Annotated in this window: 20 protein-coding genes; 15 read left to right on the top strand and 5 right to left on the bottom strand. The window is 50.8% G+C overall.

Annotated features, from left to right (window positions below; all coding sequences use genetic code 11):
* Positions 1-217: 217 nt before the first annotated feature.
* Positions 218-565, top strand: coding sequence for an Ig-like domain-containing protein (locus DRI82_RS13025; protein WP_114194316.1), 348 nt, complete (start codon positions 218-220; stop codon positions 563-565).
* Positions 566-765: 200 nt separating this feature from the next.
* Here DRI82_RS13025 and DRI82_RS13020 read toward each other — a convergent pair whose 3' ends face one another.
* A complete protein-coding gene (locus tag DRI82_RS13020) occupies positions 766-2,052 on the bottom strand; it encodes a hypothetical protein (RefSeq protein ID WP_114194314.1) in 1,287 nt (428 codons plus the stop codon).
* A gap of 473 nt (positions 2,053-2,525) precedes the next feature.
* Between DRI82_RS13020 and DRI82_RS13010 the strand changes: the two genes are divergently transcribed.
* The 6 genes from DRI82_RS13010 (at position 2,526) to DRI82_RS12985 (ending at position 10,127) form a co-directional block, all read left to right on the top strand.
* A complete protein-coding gene (locus DRI82_RS13010) occupies positions 2,526-4,265 on the top strand; it encodes a SulP family inorganic anion transporter (RefSeq protein WP_114194310.1) in 1,740 nt (579 codons plus the stop codon).
* Positions 4,266-4,495: 230 nt separating this feature from the next.
* Positions 4,496-5,449 carry a LysR family transcriptional regulator gene (locus DRI82_RS13005; protein ID WP_114194308.1) on the top strand — a complete coding sequence of 318 codons (954 nt, stop codon included), beginning with the start codon at positions 4,496-4,498 and terminating at the stop codon, positions 5,447-5,449.
* A 386-nt stretch (positions 5,450-5,835) separates the two neighbouring features.
* Positions 5,836-6,306 (top strand): CYTH domain-containing protein, encoded by a 471-nt coding sequence (locus DRI82_RS13000; protein ID WP_114194306.1) that lies wholly within the window; start codon positions 5,836-5,838, stop codon positions 6,304-6,306.
* Between the two features lie 43 nt (positions 6,307-6,349).
* Complete coding sequence (locus tag DRI82_RS12995; RefSeq protein WP_114194304.1) at positions 6,350-6,985, top strand: hypothetical protein; 636 nt, start codon at positions 6,350-6,352, stop codon at positions 6,983-6,985.
* 58 nt (positions 6,986-7,043) lie between these two features.
* The gene (locus DRI82_RS12990) at positions 7,044-8,615 is read left to right on the top strand and encodes an SLC13 family permease (RefSeq protein ID WP_114194302.1); all 1,572 of its coding nucleotides are present in this window, start codon (positions 7,044-7,046) and stop codon (positions 8,613-8,615) included.
* Between the two features lie 54 nt (positions 8,616-8,669).
* The gene (locus DRI82_RS12985; protein WP_114194300.1) at positions 8,670-10,127 is read left to right on the top strand and encodes a hypothetical protein; all 1,458 of its coding nucleotides are present in this window, start codon (positions 8,670-8,672) and stop codon (positions 10,125-10,127) included.
* 62 nt (positions 10,128-10,189) lie between these two features.
* On the opposite strand, the gene DRI82_RS12980 is transcribed toward DRI82_RS12985, so the two are convergent.
* Both DRI82_RS12980 and DRI82_RS12975 read right to left on the bottom strand, forming a co-directional pair.
* Entirely contained in the window at positions 10,190-10,720 is a 531-nt protein-coding gene (locus tag DRI82_RS12980) for a hypothetical protein (protein ID WP_114194298.1), read from the bottom strand.
* Between the two features lie 268 nt (positions 10,721-10,988).
* Positions 10,989-11,960: a LysR family transcriptional regulator gene (locus tag DRI82_RS12975; RefSeq protein ID WP_114194296.1), complete on the bottom strand. Its 972-nt coding sequence runs from the start codon at positions 11,958-11,960 to the stop codon at positions 10,989-10,991.
* 85 nt (positions 11,961-12,045) lie between these two features.
* On the opposite strand from DRI82_RS12975, the gene DRI82_RS12970 reads away from it, so the two are divergent.
* The gene (locus DRI82_RS12970; protein WP_114194294.1) at positions 12,046-12,525 is read left to right on the top strand and encodes a GNAT family N-acetyltransferase; all 480 of its coding nucleotides are present in this window, start codon (positions 12,046-12,048) and stop codon (positions 12,523-12,525) included.
* A 53-nt stretch (positions 12,526-12,578) separates the two neighbouring features.
* Here the strand turns inward: DRI82_RS12970 and DRI82_RS12965 are convergent, their stop codons facing one another.
* On the bottom strand, positions 12,579-13,475 hold the full coding sequence (locus DRI82_RS12965; protein ID WP_114194292.1) for a LysR family transcriptional regulator: 897 nt from the start codon (positions 13,473-13,475) through the stop codon (positions 12,579-12,581).
* Positions 13,476-13,616: 141 nt separating this feature from the next.
* Between DRI82_RS12965 and DRI82_RS12960 the strand changes: the two genes are divergently transcribed.
* The 7 genes from DRI82_RS12960 to DRI82_RS12930 all read left to right on the top strand — a co-directional run bounded on the left by DRI82_RS12960 (position 13,617) and on the right by DRI82_RS12930 (position 21,781).
* Positions 13,617-15,167 (top strand): ABC transporter substrate-binding protein, encoded by a 1,551-nt coding sequence (locus DRI82_RS12960; RefSeq protein ID WP_114194290.1) that lies wholly within the window; start codon positions 13,617-13,619, stop codon positions 15,165-15,167.
* A gap of 123 nt (positions 15,168-15,290) precedes the next feature.
* Entirely contained in the window at positions 15,291-16,175 is an 885-nt protein-coding gene (locus DRI82_RS12955) for a dihydrodipicolinate synthase family protein (RefSeq protein ID WP_114194288.1), read from the top strand.
* On the top strand, positions 16,176-17,126 hold the full coding sequence (locus tag DRI82_RS12950; protein WP_114194286.1) for a nucleoside hydrolase: 951 nt from the start codon (positions 16,176-16,178) through the stop codon (positions 17,124-17,126).
* Between the two features lies 1 nt (position 17,127).
* The gene (locus tag DRI82_RS12945; protein WP_114194284.1) at positions 17,128-18,087 is read left to right on the top strand and encodes a nucleoside hydrolase; all 960 of its coding nucleotides are present in this window, start codon (positions 17,128-17,130) and stop codon (positions 18,085-18,087) included.
* Positions 18,084-19,058, top strand: coding sequence for an ABC transporter permease (locus DRI82_RS12940; RefSeq protein WP_114194282.1), 975 nt, complete (start codon positions 18,084-18,086; stop codon positions 19,056-19,058). Before DRI82_RS12945 ends, DRI82_RS12940 begins: the two co-directional genes overlap by 4 nt.
* A gap of 71 nt (positions 19,059-19,129) precedes the next feature.
* Entirely contained in the window at positions 19,130-19,978 is an 849-nt protein-coding gene (locus DRI82_RS12935; RefSeq protein WP_245956845.1) for an ABC transporter permease, read from the top strand.
* 3 nt (positions 19,979-19,981) lie between these two features.
* The gene (locus DRI82_RS12930; protein ID WP_114194278.1) at positions 19,982-21,781 is read left to right on the top strand and encodes an ABC transporter ATP-binding protein; all 1,800 of its coding nucleotides are present in this window, start codon (positions 19,982-19,984) and stop codon (positions 21,779-21,781) included.
* 114 nt (positions 21,782-21,895) lie between these two features.
* On the opposite strand, the gene DRI82_RS12925 is transcribed toward DRI82_RS12930, so the two are convergent.
* Positions 21,896-22,918, bottom strand: coding sequence for a glycosyltransferase family 9 protein (locus tag DRI82_RS12925; RefSeq protein ID WP_114194276.1), 1,023 nt, complete (start codon positions 22,916-22,918; stop codon positions 21,896-21,898).
* Positions 22,919-23,470: the final 552 nt, after the last annotated feature.

Below are 23,470 nucleotides of genomic sequence, written 5' to 3'. Positions count from 1 at the left end.
CTCGCCATGCTATTCGTGGAGAATAAATAACGAACGTCCGATATTTGCAGCAGGGTTAAATAATATTTTTTGCGTAACGCGAATGACGTGTTTCTTTTTGCAACTTTCATTCCTTCCAAATGCACCCCCGAGAGACATATTACCCGCTATTATTAACTTCCCTTACTTAATATTAACAAGTGAAGGGGCGTCACTCATTCAAATTAAGGATTTTTTTATGAAAGAAAATAAAACTATGGCTTCTGGTAATGCATCACTCGCTGATATTTCTTCATTGACCTCGCAAAAAACGGGTGTGCATGAATACGGCGACTCTACAACCTTGACAGCGACTGTAGTCGATATGATAACCGGCGCACCTATGGAAGGGGAAGTCGTTTCCTGGAGTGTAAATGTAGGAAATTTGACACAATCCACTGTCACCGATATCAATGGGCAAGCATTGAATACTTACAGTACGCCGTCGGATATTGCGACGGGCGGTCTGGCAAATATCACGGCTACCCTCAGCAATGGCAATAGTGCGCAATTAAGCCTGCACATTCTTCCTGCACCACCACGTTAAGCTGCCGAGTAACCCGATCTATTAAATAAACAGTCACCCACATTCTCGATTAAGGGGATGTGGGTTTAGAAAGTTCCTTTGGATTGTTACATTTCAATACTGCCCCACTTTATTTTCCCCCTCTTGGAAATATCCGGTCGATACTTTATGACCGGATAATTTTCATTATCCGGTTTTTGCTGCTACTGCCACTCGCTGTATTATTTCACCTTCTGATCCGCGGCGTTAAAACTGAATGTCGCATGCTGGGAGGTGTTGGCAGGCAACGTGACTTTAACGATAGGCACGATAATTTTCGTATCGTTATAGAAATTCTGCTGATCTTTTTGCGCTACCGCGAGACCATCAGAGATATAGAAAAAGGCCTGTAACGGCAGTTGAGAGGCGATGCTGGTACTGCCCGACCAGGTTGCGAGACGTAATTCATTTTGTTCATTAATGGATTCTGCCGAAATCAAACTCATTGCCCGGATGTTTTGGTAGAAAGCATCGGCGACGTCATAGCCACTGTAGTTCCGTTCATCAAATCCACACTGATTACTGTGCGAATTGTTTCCTTGTTGGTAATGGGTCTTCCACTGCTCTGCGGTAAAAATCCCTTGTGTGCGGCAGAGATCGCTATTGATGGTTTGATTGGAAGAGACACCACAACCCTTATCAGCGCGGTTATTGGTCGCCGCATCGATGGGGAATGCACACAATACCGGGACATCCAGTTTTCCACCTGGACGATTTGCTGTGGGATAAAATATCAACCCGTTCTTGCGGCCATAGGCGAGTCTGGAAAATTTGGCATCATCGCGCAAATAGGAGAATGACACGCCACCACTGGTGACAGATGCGGGTGAAGGGAGCCACGGTTTGTCCACGTCAGCACTGGTGACTCTAAGCATGACCCCAGAGCACATAAATGCGGGTTTTTCCGCGCTTCCACAGTCTTTTCTCATATCGTTATACTGGTCAGTTAATTCCTTCGCAATGCCTGCGGGAGGGGGAGGTGGAATATCAGACAGCGGGGGAATATAGACATTTCCGCAACTTCGTTTACCGGTCTGACTGATATCATAATTACACGCAAGATTGCCTCCTCCCCAGGTTCCTGACGCCATATTGAGATTTTTTACGGAAATGTAGGTAGTTAAACTGTCTGTACTGCAACGATTAAAGGCACTGGACATTGAGGGTTTCAAGTTAGTGTTATCGACAGCAGTTTTTGTGGAAATAATAAGACAAGAGGGCGCATTGGTGGTGACTGATAATGTCGCGCCTCCCGGATTGCCGCCGGTTATTGGCGTATGGTTAAACGTCATATCATATGAATTGCCAGCCATCATGCAGTTATTGCACGAACTCAGGTCAAAGCTGATTGAGCCGCTGGTATCGCCTGCCCGGACATTGGTGGCGGTAAAAGACATTGCGGCAGACACCAGACTGGGTGGGAAGAGTGCTGCGGTGATTAAACAAAATTGAATCGAGGTCTTATTCATATTTTATTTCCGTATTTATTAAATGGAATAGGATAATTTTTTAAATAAATAGAGTGCGCAAAAGATTATTCGGAAGGGTAAAAATAACAGCCAAATGCTGAGATTATGACGGTAATAATTGCGTGGAAAAATGTCGTTTTATAAAAATAAATGAGAGGGGAAGGGAAATTATTTGGTCCACCGAACAGTCCGTGGTAATTCAGGAAGCGATTCTTAAAGGGTGGTGATTGTGTCGGCAGCAAAGCGGAAAAATAACGCCATCACTTTCGAGCAAATAGCGATAGAGAAAAATAAATGGCACAGAATAAATGTGGTTTTCAGATTGATGACAAACTCTTCTGCAAAAAGCCAGGGCCTTGAATCTAATAGCAACAGGCTAAAAACTGCTGATTTAACTTAATTGTCTGTTGCCAGCAAATGGGAGAAAAAGCATGATGTAGTTCGTTCCCATTATTATGCCTTATGGATAATATATGACGTTGAAATCCCTCCAGAGTATGACTCCCGGCCTGATGAACCTGCTTGCTTATGAGCGAAGCTGGCTGAAACCTGATATCCGTGCTGGCCTTTCAGTCGCGGCGGTTGCACTGCCGGTCGCTATCGCCTACGCCGAATTGGCGGGTGTCAGTGCGATTGTCGGACTTTATTCCTGCATTCTGCCGATGATCGCCTACGCAATTTTTGGATCATCGCGCCAGCTGATCGTCGGCCCTGATGCGGCCACCTGCGCGGTCATTGCCGCGGTAGTGACGCCGCTGGCCGCGGGCAAAACCGAACTCCACTGGCAATTGACGATCGTTATGACCCTGATGATGGGGACATGGTGTCTGATTGCCAGCCGTTTCAAGCTGGGCGCGATTGCGGACCTGCTGTCGCGTCCGATCTTGAATGGGTTGCTGAACGGTGTTGCGCTGACCATTATCGTAAACCAGATCAGCAAGGTATTTGGATTTGCGTCGCCCTCAAGTGAACTGATTGAGCGCATTTACGCTCTGCCCGCAAATTTGCTCAACAGTCACTGGCCCACGGTGGGTATCTCACTGCTGACGCTGTTGATCCTGTTTGGGGTCCGCTATGTCCGGCCTAATTGGCCAGCACCGTTGTTTGCCGTGGTGTTGATTACAGCGTTGACCTGGGCGGCAGATTTGTCGCGTTTTGGCATCGAAACGGTATCAGGGGATACCGGTGGTGGGTTACCGATGGTGACATGGCCTGATTTTAAACCAGGACTGCTGCGCGATCTGGTGATCCCTGCGTTAAACCTGGCGGTCGTCAGCTTTGTCAGTATGATGCTGACCGCGCGCAGCTTTGCGGCGAAAAATGGCTACGAAGTTGATGCTGACGCCGAGTTTCGCGCGCTGGGGTTGGTGAATATCGTCTCCGGGCTTTCGCAGGGGTTTGCCATCAGTGGTGCAAACTCCCGTACCGCTGTTAACGATGCCAACGGTGGCAAGAGCCAGTTGGTTTCAGTGATCGCCGCGCTGGCGATCGCTCTGGTGGTGATATTTTTTGCCGAGCCACTGCAGTTTATTCCCATCGCCGTGCTGGGTGTGGTGCTGATTTATGCTTCGTGGTCGCTGCTTGATATGCGCAGCATTTTCCGGCTGCGTAAGCGCAATCGCCCCGCGTTCAGTCTGGCGTTGTTTACTTTCCTGAGTGTGCTGCTGGTGGGGATCATTCCCGGTATTGGGCTGGCGGTTCTGCTGGGCCTGCTGCAATTTCTGCACACTGTTTTCCGGCCTACCGAGCAACTGTTGGGGGTGAATGATGACGGTATGATCCACTCGATTGATAACGGTAACGGGATAAAACCTGTCGACGGCGTCATGATGTACCGCTTTAATTCGCCGTTGACCTATTTCAATGTTGCCTATTTTAAACGGCGGATCACCAGTTTGGTGGAGAGTATGCCTTCCCAACCGCGCTGGGTGGTGATTGACGCGGTGGCCAGTTTCACCCATGCGGATATCAGCGTGCTCGCGGCTGTCGACGAGTTGAAGCGGGATCTTAAGCAGCGTGGCATCAGCCTGGTGCTCGCAGGCCGGCGTACCGAACTGACGCGTTGGTTTCATATGAGTCGCTCCAGCAATAAAGAGCGTGATCTGATTCTGGTGCCTGACTTATATCTGGCGTTGAAGCTGATTCATAGCAAGGAGCTCAAGGCGGAAGGGGACCGAAACACCGAAACTGCCCCATCAGAGCCGAAAGAGTAAGACAATCGGCAGCAAGAGGACCGTTTCAGCGGCCTCTCTTGCTGTTGGTCAGTTCCCGCACGAGAATTCAACGCTGCCTGACAGTGAACTGTCCCCAATTGTTGCGGCCCGTAATCTGAGTCTGTGATTCTCTGCCCAGCAGGAAGCATGACGAGCCTTTATGATGCTGGGAAATAAAACAGCGAGTACATCGGCAGGGTTTGCAGAAAACACTCGTCAAAGGGGACGTTATGGATATCCATCACTTTAAGACTTTCAACCAGGTGGTTATAAGCGGCAGCTTCACTAAAGCGGCGCAGGCCCTTTTCCTTTCCCAACCCGCGATCAGTATGCAGATTCAGGCCCTGGAATCCTTCCTGAAGGTCAATCTGTTCGATCGTTCCCGACGCCAGGTCAGCCTGACAAAAGAAGGCGAGGTGTTGTTTGAATATACCCAACGCATATTTCAGTTGTTTGAGGAAGTGCAGAGCGTATTTCAGGACATCAGTAAACTTCAGGTCGGGCGTTTGAGAATTGGTGCAACGGGCGTGATGGGTACGTACTACCTTACCCGTTTTATTCGTCGTTTCCATGAACGCTTTCCGGGGATCGAGCTTGAGATTCTGGCAGGGAATTCGTGGCGCATAGCGGAATTGGTCTCCAGTGGCGAGGTGGAGCTGGGATTCGCCGGACGATCGGTGATCCGTTCACAGGTTCAGCAAATGTTGCTGCATCGGGAGAATTACAAAATTGTCGTGGGTAAAAGCTCACCGCTCGCTTGTCGGGCTGCGGAAATACTGCCGCCGGAAGTCCTGCTGGAAATGCCGTTTGTCATGCGTGAAAAAGGTACGCGCATGCGCGCAAAAATGAGCTCGTGGTTTAAACGCCATACCAGCACGCTTGCCCCAGAGAATACGGTGACGATTTCCAATATTGAGGCGACCAAACGGCTAATAAGCAGCGGCTACGGTGTGACGGCTATCCCGCACCTGGCGGTTTTCGACGAGCTTGAGCAAGGAGAAATGGTAGAGCTTACTGTGAAAGGATTTAATCTTGCCGTTGATTACTACCTGGTTTGCCACAGCGAGCGAAAACTTTCTCACGCCGCTCTGGGTTTTATCTCATTAATGCATGAAGACGCACCGAATATTAACTGGGGAGACATTCCGGAACTGCTTGATAACATCTTTGGTCACTCTCGTTAATGTTTAATACCATTAATATGATTTCGTGACCGGGTAATTATTTACAGCGTGTTCCGTTACAGAAAAGACCAAAAAAACCAAATCGGTAACATAGGTGATTCGATCATTTAAATAATCGCTGAAAAATCCGCATTACTCCTTTCAGTCTACCCTCTTCCTTTGCTCATTAAAAATTGTTTTTGTCGTGAAACAAAAAAATCGCACTATAACCCTTTGTTTTTATTTCTTTAATTTGTTTATGAGATCGCCGTCAACCTATAAGTCTGTCTTATGGGTCCGATATCTTAATACGATTTCCAAAATATTTAAAAGCTAATTACTATGAATTCAATAAGGCAGTGACTACCGTTTTCTTGGCAGTAATTTAATTCAGCAAGGAGTAAATAATGGGCAAAGAAATAGAGCGTAAGTTTTTATTATCTGGCGATGAATGGCGCGGATTGGCATCGGGTACCCATTACCGTCAGGGATATCTTAACAGCACCAAAGAACGCACGGTGCGCATCCGGACGATTAATGATAAAGCTTTTCTTACCGTTAAAGGCATTACCGTTTCAGCAACCCGTGCGGAATATGAATATGAGATCCCACTGGCTGATTGTACGGAGATGCTCGATGGTCTCGCTGAACGTCCCATTATTGAGAAAAAACGCTACAAAATCCCTTATGCAGGGCTGGTGTGGGAAGTCGATGAGTTCTTTGGCGTCAACGAAGGGCTAATCGTTGCAGAGGTGGAGTTGCAAAGTGAAGATCAGGTCTTTGAAAAACCGGTATGGGTGGGTGAAGAGGTGAGCGGCGATCCGCGTTACTTCAATTCAAATCTGGTCACGCATCCTTATACCACTTGGGAAAAATAACGTTCACGCCGTCTCTGACTGACCACGCAACAGGAAGGATATCATGAGTACACATATGGATAAAAACGTCGCCACCTCCGCCAGTGATGCCGATAAAATAGTACCACGCGCGGAATTCCGGGTATTCGGACACGGGATTATAGACGGTGTCAAAGATAAAATGTGGGAGGCGAAAGCCACGTTGTTCAAAGCACGGAAAATGCCGCAGGAAACGTACTTTCTCTCTGTGCATACGGATGCCGTGAACGTAAAAGTACGCGATGGATTGCTGGATATTAAAACCAAAACCGGCGAAACCCCGGAAGGGTACGAGATTTTCCAACCCCGTGGCAAATTCCAGTTTCCGGTTCAACGTGAAGAGCTTGAAACCATACTGGATCATCTTCAGGTATCGCTCCCGCTTGAGCAGGACAGTTATACGCTTGAGGCGTTTATCGCACTGGCAAAAGCAAGCAGCGAACTGGTGCCGGTAAGCATTGAGAAAATGCGTTACGGTTTTAGCGTCAACGGCATCATCAGTGAGTATGCGTTGGTGTGGTTTAACGGGGCATTGCTGGAAACTGTCTGTTGTGAAAGTGAAAACTACGAGGGCATCAAAACCGCCGTTGCAGCACTTGGGATAGAGGAGCTACCCAACACCAATTATCTTAAAGCTGCCAGACAGGTGGTTGGCATGTGATTTATCACGCCCCGGCAAGCAGGGATATCCTCTTGCCGGAGCTTAAGGAGATACGACCATGTCGAAAAAGGACACCACACAGTCGTTCGATCCTCTGGATATGCGTAATTATTCCCTGGAGAAATTCAAGGAAATCAAATCCGGCGTCTGGATGGAGCGCATCAAGTTTATTGGTATGCCATTAGCCATTCTACTGTTTTTGATGTTTCATTTTCAGTGGGTTGGTCCCATCGAGATGTTTGACACACAAACCAAAGTTCCTCCAGCCAACTGCTACAGTGCAACCGGAATATTCATTGCCTCACTGGTACTCTGGTTGACCGAATCCATCCCCAATTATCTGACATCACTTATTGTGGTGGTGGTGGTGATTCTCACCGAAACAATGAAGATGCGGCCCGCATTTGCCATGCTGGGTGAGCCGGTCATGATCCTGAATATCGCCAGTTTTATCATGGCGAGCGCGCTGGTCGTAACCGGTCTGGCAAAACGCATGTCGGTCTGGCTTCTGGTACGCATGGGCAATAATATCGGCTTGCTCTTCTGGAGCTTTATCCTGCTCAACCTGATTCTGGGTGCCTTTATCAGTGCAACATCCGCCAAAACCGCGCTGTTATTACCCCTGTTCATGGTGATTTCTGCAATTTATGGCGCGACGGGTGGCGAAAAGCGTAACAACGTCGGTCGTAACATGGTGTTGCTGAACCTGTTGGCAAACAACGTGTCGGCGAGTGCGTTCATCACCGGTTCTGCGGCTAACCTGCTGGCGGTTGCGATGATCGAACAGGCAGGATACAAAATTTTCTACGGCGACTGGTTTATCGCGCTGTTTCCGCTGGCATTAATCCAGTGTGCCATTGCCTGGTACACCGGTACGCGTTGGATTTTCCCGATAAAAAAAGAGGATTCCATTCCTAAAATTGAAGGGGGAATGTCACGCTTACATGACGAACTGAAGCAGCTTGGACCAATCTCTACTGCGGAAATCAGAGCCGCGCTCACCTTTCTGGTTGTGCTGCTGCTATGGGCAACCGACCGTCTGCACGGGATGCGTGCCGAGGTTATCGCCGTGGCCGGTGCCTGCGTGGTGCTGATGCCTTCTGTCTGTAAACTGCCTCGCCTTGGGGTGATGAAATGGAATGACGCCGATATTCCCTGGCATATGCTGATGTTCAGCTTTGGTGCCTACGTTCTCGGTGGCATGGTGGATCAAACCGACATCGTTGGTCTCTACATCCACAGTTTGTTTGATAAATGGCAGATAGATCCCGCAGGCGGTGGCAAACTGCTGGTATTTGCGGTGATGAGTGGCGTATTTGCCATCACTACGCTGGTCAGTGAAAGTAAAACGGCGCGTACCATCATCATGTTCCCGATTATTATCAGTATTGCCAAGAAATTTGGTTGGGACGTGGTCGGGTTCTGCTTGCCGATGGCCTTCCTGATTAACCAGGTCTACGTGCTCTATTTCAACTCAAAACCAGCCAACATCAGTTACTTGCTTGACCACTACTCAACGGGTGAGTCTTTCAAATACGGCATGATACAGATGATCATCATCTGGTTCCTGCTGATTCTCTGGACACAATATGTGATGCCGCTGATGGGGTTCAATAGCGCCCTCTGGTAAGCATGATAAGGCGGCAACACAAGTGGGTTGCCGCCACCTACGCAGGAGGCGGGGATGATCGGGGAAACAGTCAAAGCGGCGGGCAAGCGCAGTATCGAGATAAAACAGCGCATCTCATTGCCGGTGCGAAAAAGCGGTAGAGGCATTCAAACAGAAAATTATCATATTGAAACCTGGCTGTTCTTTCCTTCCAGTTTGCAAATAAATCGCTGGAACTTTCCTCCCCAGATTTTTCAGCAAAGCCTGAAGAACTATATCCGCCTGCGTCCGCCCACGCTCATGTTGCGCAAGTTTGCCCACTCCTGTCAGCAGACGCTGGCAGAGATTGAATGTTTAATTACTTCCGGTGACAGCGATACGGCGTCGAGCGTTGGCTATGAATACCGTCTGAAAATGTTTTGCCTGACCTTCAAGCGCGCGTTGCATCTGGAAGTGCGTTATATCAATAAAGTGGACGGAGAAAAGCGTGAGTTGGCGCTGATTAATTTCAGTACCACTGCCGCAGAGATCTTGTCCCACTATCGACGCATGCGTGATAACGTCGGTTCACTGGCCCCAGAAAATGCCAAACGTGTCGTGGATTATTGCGATGAATATATGGCCCTCATTGCCACTCGCTATGGCCGTCAGGTACTCAACAGTTTGCCACCGAGTCCCGCCCACAGCGAGTTACGCGATTTTTGGCGTAAGGAGATGTTTTATCGCAAGGCGAATTATCCCGCGACGTTCCCGTCGCCTACCACGGATAATGAATTGGTGGTGTATCGGCTGAATACGCTAAAAAAATATATCAGTAGCCCGATGTTTCTGGATATCCGCCGCAAGCATGGCGAAACGTTCCTGGCCCACACCATTGCGGGTTTTGCCGCAGCAATTGCGATGATATTCGCTACCGGCGTCGCTTTTTTGTGGCAAGGAAAATATGGTGCGTTGAGCACACAACTGTTCCTCGCCATGGTGATCGGTTACATCTTCAAAGATCGAATGAAAGAGAGTTTTCGCGCCCGGCTGTTTTCAACGTTCCGTCGTTGGCTGCCAGACCGCCAGCAGATGATCTATAAAAATCTTCGTCAGGCGATCGGTAAATGCAGTGAATCTTTTGTCTTTGTGAATGAGCGGCATTTACCCGCAGATGTGAGTGCCATGCGGCGAAAAGTTCATCTTCTGGATATCCAGAATTATTACCTGAGTGAAGACGTCCTGCATTACTCAAAGCACGTCCGGCTCTGGCACTGTAATCAACTCTTCTCGGGGATGAATCGTTCCGTAATGGATATCACCCGGCTGGATATCACCCCGTTTCTCAAGCATACCGATGAACTGTTGGATGAGTTGCCAACGCTTGAGGGCGAGAGTGTGATTTACAGTGGAAAAGTCTATCACATCAATATGATTCGCCGCGTGACGGATGGGAAGGAAAGCTCGCTGGAGCGTGCGCGGATTGTGGTAAATAACGAAGGGATAAAACGTATCGAACCGGTCTTTATGACAGAAAACCCGGAGAAGGGCTGAAGGTAAACTTCGCCGCGTCCTCCGGTCAGAGGGATCTTTATTTATTTATTGCTGTGAAAGGGCTATGAATAAGGATGCGAATAGACGCGAGGCGACTCATCAAGAAAGCGTGAAATATGGGGTTCGTTACGCTGCCGTTTCTTCAACTGTTTTTTCAACGCAGATAAACTGGTGATTTCCATCAACTGTTGGCGAATATGCGCGATTTGCTGAGCGCGTCGATGGCAATAACGGTCGATGTTTTCCCCAACCTTTTCATGATCGTTTGAACCAAACAGCATCCACAGCGCATTGCTGCACGACGCCGTCTTCTGGACAGTAAGTGGTTCATTGTCGCCGACTGCATGACTCTTCAGCGTTCTCTGCAGTTCGGTTACCCAGGAAGACAATTCGCTCCGCTGATCTTGTTCCAACTCATGTTCCAACCCGGGTTCCTGCAACAGTTGACGGAGTTTCGTGTACTGGCAGGAAAGAAGCAGGCAATACTGGCGCTCAAGAGGCATTACACGTTGGGTAACTGCCTCATAGAGCGTTCGTTGGGATTCAGATTCCACTATTTCCGGCAGTGGATATTTCCTTTCCAGAAAGATCATCAGTTTCCCTCCCTGTCGATGAATTAACCGGCGATGCTGCCTAAAACGCTAAATGACACATCGTGCAAGTCGTTTTATGGCTTTGCTCATTTTCAAGGTAACAGAGGCTGACGAGGACTAAAAATCGATAATTGCGATACTTCCCATAACGTTTATTGATAACACCGCTAGCGGGATGTTTTCCGCGCGACTTTCTCGCTATCAACTGAGAATGTGTTTCCCTTTTTTTCTAAAGAAGGTCGCAGCGGATAACGTTGCGGCTTCTTTTTTACTGCTCAGGTAAAGCGTCGCTTGTTTGAATCCTGTCTACAGTCCAGCCTGTGGCCAGCTCGGTGAATTGCTGTTTGAGCCAGTTGCAGGCGGCGGGCCGTCCGTTTTTGCGATGCAGATAGATTTTGATTGTATAGGCAGGGATCGTGAATGGCAGGGGATGGATCTCTAATGCTGCCGACCGTTGCAATTGCCTGGCTGCGTAATGTGGAATGCTCATCAGCAATTCGCTGGCCGCAATAATAAAGGGGGAACCCAACAATGAAGGGGTTTTCAACGCAATATCTCGCTGCAATCCCTGTTTCTCCAACTGATAATCAATAACCCCTCGTTGCTCATTCCAGGGAGTAACCACGACGTGACGCGCCTGTAGATAACGCTCCTGCGTCAATGCACCATATTTTTGCGTAAAAATCGGGGAGCATATCGCGACATAGTCGTCCTCAAGCCAGTCGATCTCTTCAATTTCCGGGTAGATCTCATCCGTGGATTCGGTAAAACCCAGTGCGAAATCAATCTTGCCTGCCAGCAGGTCGTTTAACGCCACTTTACGTTCCGAGTAACAAAGCTGGAACGAGATATGGGGAGCCATCTCCTGCAGATGGGCCATCAGCATAGGGAAAACGGCAAAAGCGGTGTAATCGGTAATGGCAAAGGTGAAGGTTTCGCGGCTGGTGGCCGGAAGAAAAGGGGGGCGCGGGTTCAATCCCTTGGTTAATAGCGTGAGGCTTTCGCCGATCGCCGGTGCCAGGTTTTCTGCAAATACCGTTGGCAGCATATCGTTACCCACCCGGTAAAACAGTTCATCTGAGAGGCTTTTACGCAGCCTGGTCAACGCATGGCTGAGTGCCGATGTGCTCAGCGCCAGCTCCGCAGCGGCGCGGGTGACTGAACGCAGACGGTAGACCGCTTCAAACACCAGTAACAGGTTGAGATCGATACGTCGCAAATTCAGATGCATGATATTCATTATATGTTGAGGAAAATGCAGTTCATACAATATCGGTTCGGTATTATGCTGGCAAGCAGGCTAATTCACTCAACTAGGAAAAACGATGACCATTGAAATCCGCCCAGCGGTACAAGCTGACGCCAGGCTAATCCTGGATATGATTATTGAGCTGGCGGTATATGAAAAAGCCCGTGATGAGGTAGTCACTAACCGGGCTGAAATTGAAGAGAGCCTGTTTGGCCCCAATGCCTGCGCAGAGGCGCTGATTTGCAGTGTCAACGGCGAACCAGCAGGTTATGCGGTGTTCTTTATGAGCTATTCGACCTGGCTGGGCAAGAACGGCATCTACCTGGAAGATCTCTACATCACGCCAAAATTCCGCGGTGCGGGCACGGGCAAAGCCTTGCTGCGTCATATCGCCCAGTTGGCCTATGAACGCCGTTGCGGCCGTTTGGAATGGAGCGTATTGGACTGGAACCAGCCAGCGATCGACTTCTATTTAAGTATTGGAGCCACACCGCAGGATGAATGGGTGCGCTACCGTATGGAAGGGAAGGTGCTTGAGCAGTTTGCCATGTCCTGATATGGGCACGAGCCGGGGGAGGCAATCTCCTCCAGCGGCCTTCACTGGGCTACTTATTTCTTCGCCAACGCCGCTGCAATATGGAAACGCATATTTTCCGTGATCTGCTCAACCAACAAACTTTTCGGAATTTGTGGCGGATAGAGCGCCAGGTAGGCGATCGTTATCTCGGGCAAAAACGGTTTGATAATAATATTCCCCTGGTAATTGAGGGCGGTCATCGAATCGACAATACCAATTCCCGAATTATTGGCGGCCAATGTGCAACAGTTGGCCAATGAAGTTTCGATCGGGCTGTGCAAATACAGCTGTTGCTGAATCACCTGTTGCTCAATCTGTTCACGCAACGGCGTTTTACGACCGGGAATAATGGATCGATAGCGCGTGAGATCGTCAAGGGTGATGGCATCTGCACCGGCCAATACATGTTCCGCCGACAGCACCGCCACCGCATTGGCTTGCGCCAGCAGTTCCGCCTCCAATCCTTTTACGCCCGCCTGACCAAAAACAAACCCGATGTCGTATTGATTGCCGGCGATCACGTCAGTGATATGGTTGGTACTTTCGATGTCCAGAAAAAGCGAAATATCCGCGACTTTTTCCAGCAACGTCGGAAATATTTCATTGGCACAAAGCGTGGAGAGGGCGTGAACCGTCGCGATGCGCAAGACACTGCCTTTTGAGTGACGGATTTCATCGGCAATTCTGGCGATGTGCTCCAGACCCAGATACAAGCGTTCCACCTCCCGGTAGAGTTTCATCGCCTCATCCCGCGGCACCAGACCACGACCATCCCGATTGAAAAGTTTGAGGTTCACCGCATACTCGAAATCCCTGATTAGCCTGCTAACCGCGGGTTGCGTTATGTTCATCATGTTGGCGGCCGATGTGACGCCGCCCGTCAGGATGACTTTGTGAAACGCTTCAACTTGTCTGGGATTAATGCGCATGATCAATTCTCAAAGCCCATAACATTTTGTTATGTGTGCAACACAAAATACAATTTTTAATTATTCTGTCCACCCCATAGACTCGAAAATAAGATCTTCAGCACATCCCATAAAATGGACTACATATAAAGGGTAATTTGAATGAAGAAATCCACTCTGGCAGCGATATTCGCTACCCTATTTGCCTCACTCCCCCTGGCTTACGGTGCAGATCTGAACGTCGGTCTCGCCTCCTCAACAACGTCCATGGATCCACAATTTTATGTCGGCGGCCCAAACAGCGCGATGGCCCGCAATATTTTTGACGGATTGGTTATTCAGGACGAAAAACAGCAGATCACGCCCGCACTCGCCGTCTCGTGGAAAGTGATCGACGATACAACCTGGGAATTCAAGCTACGCCCAAACGTGAAATTCCACGACGGCACGGATTTTGGCGCGAAGGATGTGATTGCCAGCATTAAGCGCGTGGCACTGGCCTCCAAAAACAGCCCGAGTTCATACGCACCTTATGTCAGTGATATTACCGAGGTCACGGAAGTCGATCCGCTGACGGTCAAAATCACCACCAAAACCGCCGCACCTCTGCTACTGAATAACCTCAGCCGTATTTCCATTATGCCTGCCCGTCTTGAGAATGTGTCTTCACAAACGCTCAATTCCGGTAAAGACGTGATTGGCACCGGGCCGTTTAAATTTGTTTCGTGGACGCCAGATGACAACGTGGTTCTCGAACGTTTCGACGATTACTGGGCAGGGAAGGCCGCCTGGGAAAAAGTCACCATCCGCGTGTTCAAAAACAGCAGCGCCCGCGTAGCGGCGATGTTATCCGGCGATGTGGATCTTATCGAGAACGTCCCTACCGCAGATAACCGCAACATCGAGAAAAATACGGCGTTGCGCAGCGTGTCGACACCGGGCAACCGCATCATGTATCTGCATATGGATCAGGAGCGTGATGTATCACCTTTTGCTGCCGGTCCAGATGGTAAAAACCCATTGCTGAAGACGGATGTGCGCCAGGCGATGTCACTGGCGATTAACCGTCAGGCGTTGGTTGACCGGATTATGGATGGGCAGGGCGTTCCGGCCTCACAACTGGTTCCGCAAGGCTATTTCGGCTACTCCGCCAATATCCCGGCACCGGTTTATGATCCCGTCAAGGCCAAACAGAAACTGGCCGCAGCCGGATATCCTGATGGCTTTACGCTGACTTTCCACGCCTCCAACGATCGCTATCCCAATGACTCCAAACTCGCGCAGGCGATAGGCCAGATGTTCAGCCGCGTCGGGATTAAAACGGATGTGGTGACGATGCCGGGTAGCGTCTATTTCTCCCGTGCCTCCAAACTCGAGTTCAGCTTGATTATGGGCGGGGCGGCGGTCGAAACGGGCGAAGCTTCTGGCGTATTGGGGCCGTTGCTCGAGACCTTTGGACCGAATGCCGGGCAGGGAAACCGGGGGCGTTACTCCAGTGAAGCCTTTGACAAGGCACTGATCGCCGCACGTTCCACGTTGGATGATGCGAAACGCGAGCAGTTATTGGTAGCTGCAACCGACATCGCCATGAAAGATGTGGGAGTGATTCCAGTTCTGTTCCTTTCCAACACCTGGGCGATGAAAAAACAGTATAACTACGTCGGTCGTTCTGACGGTTATACGCTGCCGTACTTTGTTACAGAGAATAAATAGTCAGTAAAACATCAAGTTAAGCAGTGGCAAATTGCATTACAGAGCAACGTTTACAACAACTGAACCTTACCACCGGCTAAATAAGCCTGTTGGTATCAACCGTAACAGACGAGGAGGGAAAGTATGTCTTCATTGCGTGGTGTCTTTCCCTACCTGGTTTCGCCAGTGACGAAAGAAGGTCTGATTGACAGGCCCGTACTGGCAGAGTTGGTTGAGCACCTTATTGCCAGTGGTGTTCATGGCCTCACGCCGCTCGGCAGCACCGGGGAATTTGCCTATCTCTCGCCGCAGCAGCGCACAGACGTCGTCGAAACCGTCATAGAAACGGTTCGTGGGCGGGTTCCGGTGGTGGTGGGGGTTGCCTCGACCACCATCCAGGACGCTGTGGAACAAACAGAACGTTATATATCGATGGGAGCGGATGGAATTCTGGCGATACTGGAAGCCTATTTCCCGTTGAACGACGAAGGGATCGAGCGCTATTTCCGGGCCATTGCCGACGCCGCGCAGGGAAAACCGCTGGTGCTGTATACCAATCCGCAATTCCAGCGTGTCGATCTCAGTCTGCCGGTTATCGAAAGACTGAGCCACGTAGAGAATATCCGCTATATCAAAGACGCATCGACCAATACGGGTCGGCTGCTTTCCATCATTGAACGAACCAAAGGGCGGATGGAAGTCTTCGCCGCCTCCGCACATATTCCAGCTTGCGTCATGCTGATTGGCGGCGTGGGCTGGATGGCAGGCCCGGCCTGCATTGTACCAAAGCAGAGCATTGCACTTTATGACGCCGCGCAGTCTGGGGACTGGGCGCTGGCGATGGAATTACAACGCCCTTTATGGCGGATCAACGAGATATTCGCCAAATATTCCATTGCAGGATGCATCAAAACCGCCCTGCAATTGCAGGGATTTGCCGTCGGTGACCCGTTGGCACCGCAGTCGCCGTTGACTGAACAGGCGCGTGCCGAAATCGCCGATGTTTTACGTTCCGTGGGAGCTCTGTGAATGGCACTGCCTATTATCATCGATTGTGATCCGGGAATTGACGACGCCATTGCGCTGCTGAGCGCTTTTGTCTCGCCGGAACTCAATATTCTCGGTATTTGTGCCGTCTGCGGGAATCAGCCGCTAGAAAGAACCGTGCGCAATGCGCTGCAAATTACTGAACTGGGCGGTCGCAGCGATATCCCGGTATACGCCGGATGTTATCGCCCTATGTTCCGCGCCCCGATTCACGGTCAGTTCCATGGTGAGAATGGTCTGGGGAAAACCGAATTGCCGCCGCCGGTCAAAGAAGTGGAATCGCTGCATGCGGTCAATTTTCTGATTGAATCCTGTGAATCGGCCATTGCCCGTCAGGAAAAGATCACCCTGTGTTCGCTGGGACCGTTGACCAATCTGGCGACCGCGCTGAGCATGAAACCGTCCATTGCCGGAGGGATTGAACGTCTGGTACTGATGGGCGGCGCATACCGCGAAGCCGGAAACCGCAGCATGACTTCAGAGTTCAATATGCTGGCCGACCCCCATGCCGCGCACGTCGTGTTCTCCAGCCAGATCCCTACTGTTGTCCTGTCGTTGGATGCAACGCATCAGGTGATTTTAACTCCCGAGCATGTTGCACGCTTTATCGCCGTTTCCGGCCGGATTTCGCAACCGCTGGGTGAATTGATGGCGTTCTGGGATCGCAATGATGTCCGCCGTTATGGTTCGCGCGGCGGGCCGCTGCACGATCCGCTGGTTATCGCCTATTTGTTGGCTCCCGCACTTTTTGCAACAGAAAAAGCCAGGGTTTTTGTCGAACATGAAAGTGAGCTCTGTATGGGGCAGACGGTGGCTGACTGGTACGGTAAATCCGGCCAGGAACCTAACGTTGAGATTGTGACCCACGTCAACGCGGAAAAAGTCTTCGCGCTATTTTACGGACTCTTGGCCCGATATGCGGAGAATTCCTGAGATGCCTCGTCAACGCATTATTATTGATACCGATCCGGGCGTCGATGATGCCATCGCCATCTGGCTGGCATTAGCCTCACCCGAGATCGACGTCATGGGTATTTCCGTGGTGGCGGGCAATGTGCCGCTTGAGGCAACGGTACGTAACGCGTGCAAGATCGTGGCACTTTCTGGCCGTGATGTCCCGGTTTTTGCGGGTGCGGCTGGCCCCTTGTTCCGCAATCAGGTCTACGGCAAATATGCCCATATCGGTGCATTCAGTGACGATCTGGTTCCGGCGGCAACGTTGCAGCCACAAGCGGAACATGCGGTCGATTTTCTGGTGCGCACGTTGCGACAGGCGGCGCAGGACAACGATCCTATTACCGTTTGCGCTATCGGCCCGATGACCAATCTCGCCCTGGCGTTGGTGCAACATCCTGATGTCGCGCGGGGGATCCGCCAGATTGTCACGATGAGTTGTGCGTTTACCGCGCTGGGGCATCGCGTGCCTTGGGCGGAATTCAATATTTATGCCGATCCGCATGCCGCAGAAACAGTATTTACTGCCGGGATCCCGCTGTTCATCATGCCGCTGGACATGACGTTTCAGGCGTTGATCGGCAATGAACAAACCAGTGGACTGCGTCAACGCGCAGGCAAACCAGGAAAGGCGATCGAAGCACTTTTACAGGCTTTTGATCGCAGCGACAAAGCGCGGTTTGGCCGCGATGGGGGTCCGGTCCACGACGCCACGACGGTCGCATGGCTTTTACAGCCAGAATTATTCCGTGGCAGCGCTGCTACCGTCGGTGTGCAGGTGACCGGTAAAACCGCCGGGTATACCTACGCGGATTTCTACGGGAAATTGGCGCAGCCAACCAATGCCACCGTGATGCAACAGATTGATGAAGCTGGATTCTTCGCGTTGCTGGATCGCACGCTGAGTGTTTATGGCGATATTGAAGGAGATGCCAGATGAGTGCCTACCTGCTGAGCCGGATCGGACAAACCATGTTGACACTGTTGGTCATGTCAGTGCTGGTGTTCGTGGGGGTTTATATGGTAGGCAATCCGGTGGATCTGTTGCTGGGCACCAATGCCACGCCTGCGGAACGGCAGGCGGTCATTGAGTCCTTCGGCCTGGATAAGTCGGTGTGGGAACAATATTGGCTGTTTCTCTCCAATGCCCTGCAGGGCGATATGGGTAATTCGTTCATTTTCAACCAGCCTGCGCTGGATCTGATTTTCCAACGCATGCCCGCCACGCTCGAACTGGCGATGACCGCCTTTGTCATGGCGCTGGTCGTGGGTATTCCGCTTGGTATCTACGCTGGACTTCGTCCACAAGGCAAACTCTCAAAATCGATCATGACGTTCTCGATTTTGGGTTTCAGTTTGCCCACGTTCTGGATTGGGCTGGTGATGATTATGTTTTTCAGCGTCAAGCTGGGCTGGTTACCGGCGTCGGGTCGCGGCCAGACGGTCGATGTGCTGGGGGTTCCGATCAGTTTCCTGACGCTTGACGGCCTGTCGCACCTGATTCTTCCGGCATTCAATTTGGCGCTGTTCAAAATCTCACTGATTATCCGCCTGACCCGTGCCGGGGTGATGGAGTGCCTGCAACAGGATTTCGTTCAGTTCGCCCGCGCCAAAGGGCTGTCTGAGACGCGGATCGTGTTGGTCCACGTCCTGAAGAATACGCTGATTCCACTGATTACTGTTATCGGACTGGAGTTGGGGTCGTTGATCGCGTTTGCGGTGGTCACCGAGACAATCTATGCCTGGCCAGGAATGGGCAAACTGATTATTGATTCCATCGCGGTGCTCGATCGCCCGGTTATTCTCGCCTACCTGATGATCACCGTTGTGATGTTCAGCCTGATCAATCTGCTGGTGGATATTTTGTATGTCCTTGTCGACCCGCGGGTACGAATCGGAGGTAACGCCTAATGTCCAATAGCGTTCACACCCGCAAGACGCAGACCGTTGTCGCGGTACCGCGATCGGCATTTGTGAATACGATGAATGCGCTGGTACACGACAAACTGGCGCTCATCGGGCTGATTATTCTCGGCATTGCCCTCTTTTTGGCGGTGTTTGCACCGCTTATCTCGCCGCAGAATCCTTACGATCTGATGCAACTCGACATCATGGATGGGCGGTTAACGCCGGGGTCAACCAGTCTGAATGGCATGAGCTACTGGCTGGGGACTGACGATCAGGGGCGCGATTTGTTCAGCGCCATTCTCTACGGCACACGGACCAGCCTGCTGGTGGGCGTGTCGAGTGCGGTGTTTGCGCTATTAATCGGGGCGTCGCTGGGGCTGATCAGTGCCTATGCCGGGGGAAAAGTCGATTCGCTGATCATGCGCATTGTGGATATCCAGCTCAGTTTCCCACCGATTCTGATTGCGTTGATCTTCCTGGCCGTCATTGGGCAGGGCGTGGATAAAATCATTCTGGCGCTGGTCGTGACCCAGTGGGCGTACTATGCGCGAACCATTCGCGGCTCCGCGCTGGTTGAACGCCGCCGCAGCTATGTCGATGCCGCGCGCAGCATGGCGCTGCCCGATAACCGCATCCTGTTCCGACACATTTTGCCGAACTGCCTGGCGCCGTTGATCGTTGTGGCGACCATGCGTATCGCCTACGCGATCATGCTTGAGGCAACGCTCTCGTTCCTCGGAATTGGTCTGCCGGTGACAGAACCTTCTTTGGGACTGCTGATTTCGAATGGTTTTGAATACCTGATGTCGGGAGATTACTGGATCAGTCTTTATCCCGGAATAACGCTGCTGTTGCTGATTGTGGCCATCAATCTGGTGGGGGACGCCCTTCGCGATATCCTCAACCCGCGGAATAAGGATTAAGCCATGGCTGAGCCGATTTTAACCGTATCGAATCTCCATACCGCCTTTCAGGTGAAAGGTGAATGGATGAACGTGTTGCGCGATCTCTCATTTACCGTGGGTGAACGGGAAACGGTGGCGGTAGTCGGTGAATCCGGCTCGGGTAAAAGCGTGATGGCGATGTCGATCATGCGGTTGTTATCCGCACAGCATACGCAGCATCAGGGCGTGATTAATTTTGAAGGAACCGATCTCCTGTCGCTGACCCAGAAGCAGATGCAGGATGTCCGTGGCAATCGGATAGGCATGATTTTTCAGGAGCCGATGACAAGTTTGAACCCGGTCCTGAAAGTCGGCTATCAGATTACCGAAGTGCTGAAGCGTCATCGCGGTATGAATGATGCCCAGGCGCAGGTGGAGGCGATCCGCCTGTTGGAAAAAGTGCGCATACCCGGGGCCAAATCCCGGCTGAATGAATACCCGATGAGTTTTTCGGGGGGTATGCGTCAACGGGTGGTCATTGCCATCGCATTAGCCTGCAATCCGCGTTTATTGATTGCAGACGAACCGACGACCGCTCTGGATGTAACGATACAGGCGCAAATTCTTACGCTGATAAAAACGCTTCAAGAAGAAGAAGGGATGTCCGTGCTTTTTATTACCCACGATATGGGGGTAGTCGCGGAAGTCTCCGATCGCACGTTAGTAATGTATCGCGGTGAAATGGTTGAAAACGCCTCCACCAGGGAAATTTTCAAACATGCACAGCACCCTTACACGCATGCATTGCTTTCGGCAGTCCCAAAATTGGGTTCGATGTCTGGGACCCAATGGCCGCAACGTTTTCCTCTGGTAGATATTCAGACTGGCGCTATACAGCCGGCAAAAGAGACGGTTAACACGGTGCAACGTGATAAACCGATACTGGAGGTGAGGAATCTGGTCACCCGATTTGATATCAAGTCGGGTTTTTTCCGCCGGGTTTCTGGACGTGTCCACGCGGTAGAGGATGTCTCGTTCGATCTCTTTGCGGGCGAAACGCTCTCGTTGGTGGGTGAGTCAGGCTGTGGGAAATCAACCACCGGACGGTCGATTATCCGGCTGACTCCGGCCTGTCAGGGTGAAATACTGATTCAGGGGCAGGATATCCGTCATGCGAACAGTGCGTCGCTGGCCGGCAGTCGCCGACAGGCGCAGATGATATTCCAGGATCCTTACGAAAGCCTGAATCCACGCATGCGCATTGGGGATGCCATTGCAGAACCGATGATCAGCCATGGGCTGGTGACAGCGAAAGAAGCGAAAGGACGTGTGGCTGAGTTATTGCAACAGGTGGGTCTGGACGACTGGATGGCGGAGCGTTTTCCGCATCAGTTTTCCGGCGGACAGCGCCAACGTATCTGTATTGCCAGGGCATTGGCGCTGGAACCCAAAATTATCATTGCCGACGAATCGGTATCGGCACTGGATGTGTCGGTCAAGGCGCAGGTGATTAACCTGATGCTTGATCTGCAACAGCAACTCGGGTTGTCTTATCTTTTTATCTCGCACGATATGGCGGTGGTAGAACGCATCAGTCATCGCGTCGCGGTCATGTATTTAGGTGAAATCGTGGAGATCGGTCCGCGCAGCGCCATTTTCGAAAATCCACAACATCCTTATACCCGCCGGTTGATCGCCGCCGTACCTATCCCTGATCCTGAGAAAAGGCAAATTCGGGTAGTGGACGCGCAGGAAGTGAAAAGCCCGATACGCGCTGCGGATTTCATTGTACCGCAACGTCAGTATCGGGAAGTTTCCGCCGGTCATTTCGTCCAACTGTGACTGCCCTGCTTCGCAGACAGTTGAAAGTGTCAATTAACGGCTGCCGACTCGATCCCTTGATCAGTGCACCCACAACGTGACCGGGATACGTCACGTCTAATCGTCACGTTTACTCTATTGCGTAATGCCAACCGAGTGGGCTAATTGACTGACCTCACCAAAAACCTCATCTATGGATATCGACATGACGTTCTCGTCATCCTTTTGTATGACTTTATGTGGCACTGCCCAAGGGGCCCAATGAACAGGGTCGCTATTGCCGAATAATGCCACAATAGGTTTATTGAGGGCGGCCGCGACGTGCATCGCCCCGCCATCGCTACAGATCAGGAAGTTGCACAGTTGCGTTGCGACGATCATCTCTTCAAGTTGATGCGTTGGGACGGCAGTGATCGGCAGCCCTTCACATAGGGACATCACTTTTGCCGCTTTGGCATCATCACCGGGGTGCCGTGGATTGTTTTCATCGCCTGGCGACCAGAGAAGCATCAGGTGGCATGGCGTCATTGCAGCAATTCGATGCGCCAAAGCGGCAAAGTTTTCGGCTGACCAGCGTTGCCTTTCTTTGCGTGAGCTGATGTGCAACGCGAATACCGGCAGGGTAGCGGGAATTCCATACTTTTCGCGTGCAGCAAGAACCCGTTGCGGATCCGCCATCATCTCCAACGGTCCGGGTGCTTCCTTCGTATCGAATGGCTCAAGCAAGCGGTGCATGCGTACTACGCAGTGTTCATTGCCGTCACCCGGTGGAATAACCAGATCGGTGATGAGCGGGTGATCGTGATCGCCCAGGGCAACCACTTTGGCAGGGCGAATCAGTGGAACCCAGCGCAATACCCGTTTGTCCCAGCGACCTTTGGCGATGAAGACCACGTCGTAACGCTGCCGTCTCAATTTGACCAGCAAAGCGAGGCGATTCAAGAGTATTTTTACCACAGATTCATTGGCTTCGCGGTGATGGGTCTTCTTATACGTATAGACATTATTTATATTTGAATTACCATCCAATACAGCGGCGTTATAACTATTGGCGAGGACGTCCACCTCAAAGTTAAGCTCTTCAGAGACACTTCTAATCAAAGGCGTGGTGACTATAGTATCGCCGATATTATCCCGGCATATAATTAACGCTTTCAATACTGACTCCTGGGCAAATTGTTAGCATTCCAATTCGTACATGATAAATTATTCTCTTAACTGCGACCAGTAGACTCGTTCGTCTAGAATTGGTTCACTTGAATATATGTAAATAATTTGAAATTATTTTGTTAATGCAGTGTGTTTTCGCCTCGTTACTGGCAACTATTTCCAGAATCAGTCGCTTATCACTGCGCTTTCAGGCTGACATCCTCAGCACCAAAGCGATGGGTGAACGTTGCGCTATCAAGTCTGAGAGGAGCGCCGCAGTTTGCGATACCGGGGGTAACTTCTTCAGAGTGACATAATCGGACCCGTTTTTCCGCTCGGTCACTTTTCATTTCTCCGACAGGGGCGTCTGTTTTGTGTTGAAATAAAGATCGCGTGGTGGGGATTATTTAAATAACCTTTCAAAATGAATCATATTCACAGGCGAATAATGCGATATCCAATGATTTATTATCCTACCAAAATTGACGTTAGCCAAGTTTATTAAATCAACACTTAATAAGCTACGCGCTAATAAACGATCTATTAATTAGCTATCTGTTA

This window comes from Edaphovirga cremea, from assembly GCF_003332275.1.
Lineage (GTDB): Bacteria > Pseudomonadota > Gammaproteobacteria > Enterobacterales > Enterobacteriaceae > Edaphovirga > Edaphovirga cremea.
Note: the sequence above shows the minus strand (reverse complement) of the source record. Positions and strands in the feature narration are given on the sequence as shown.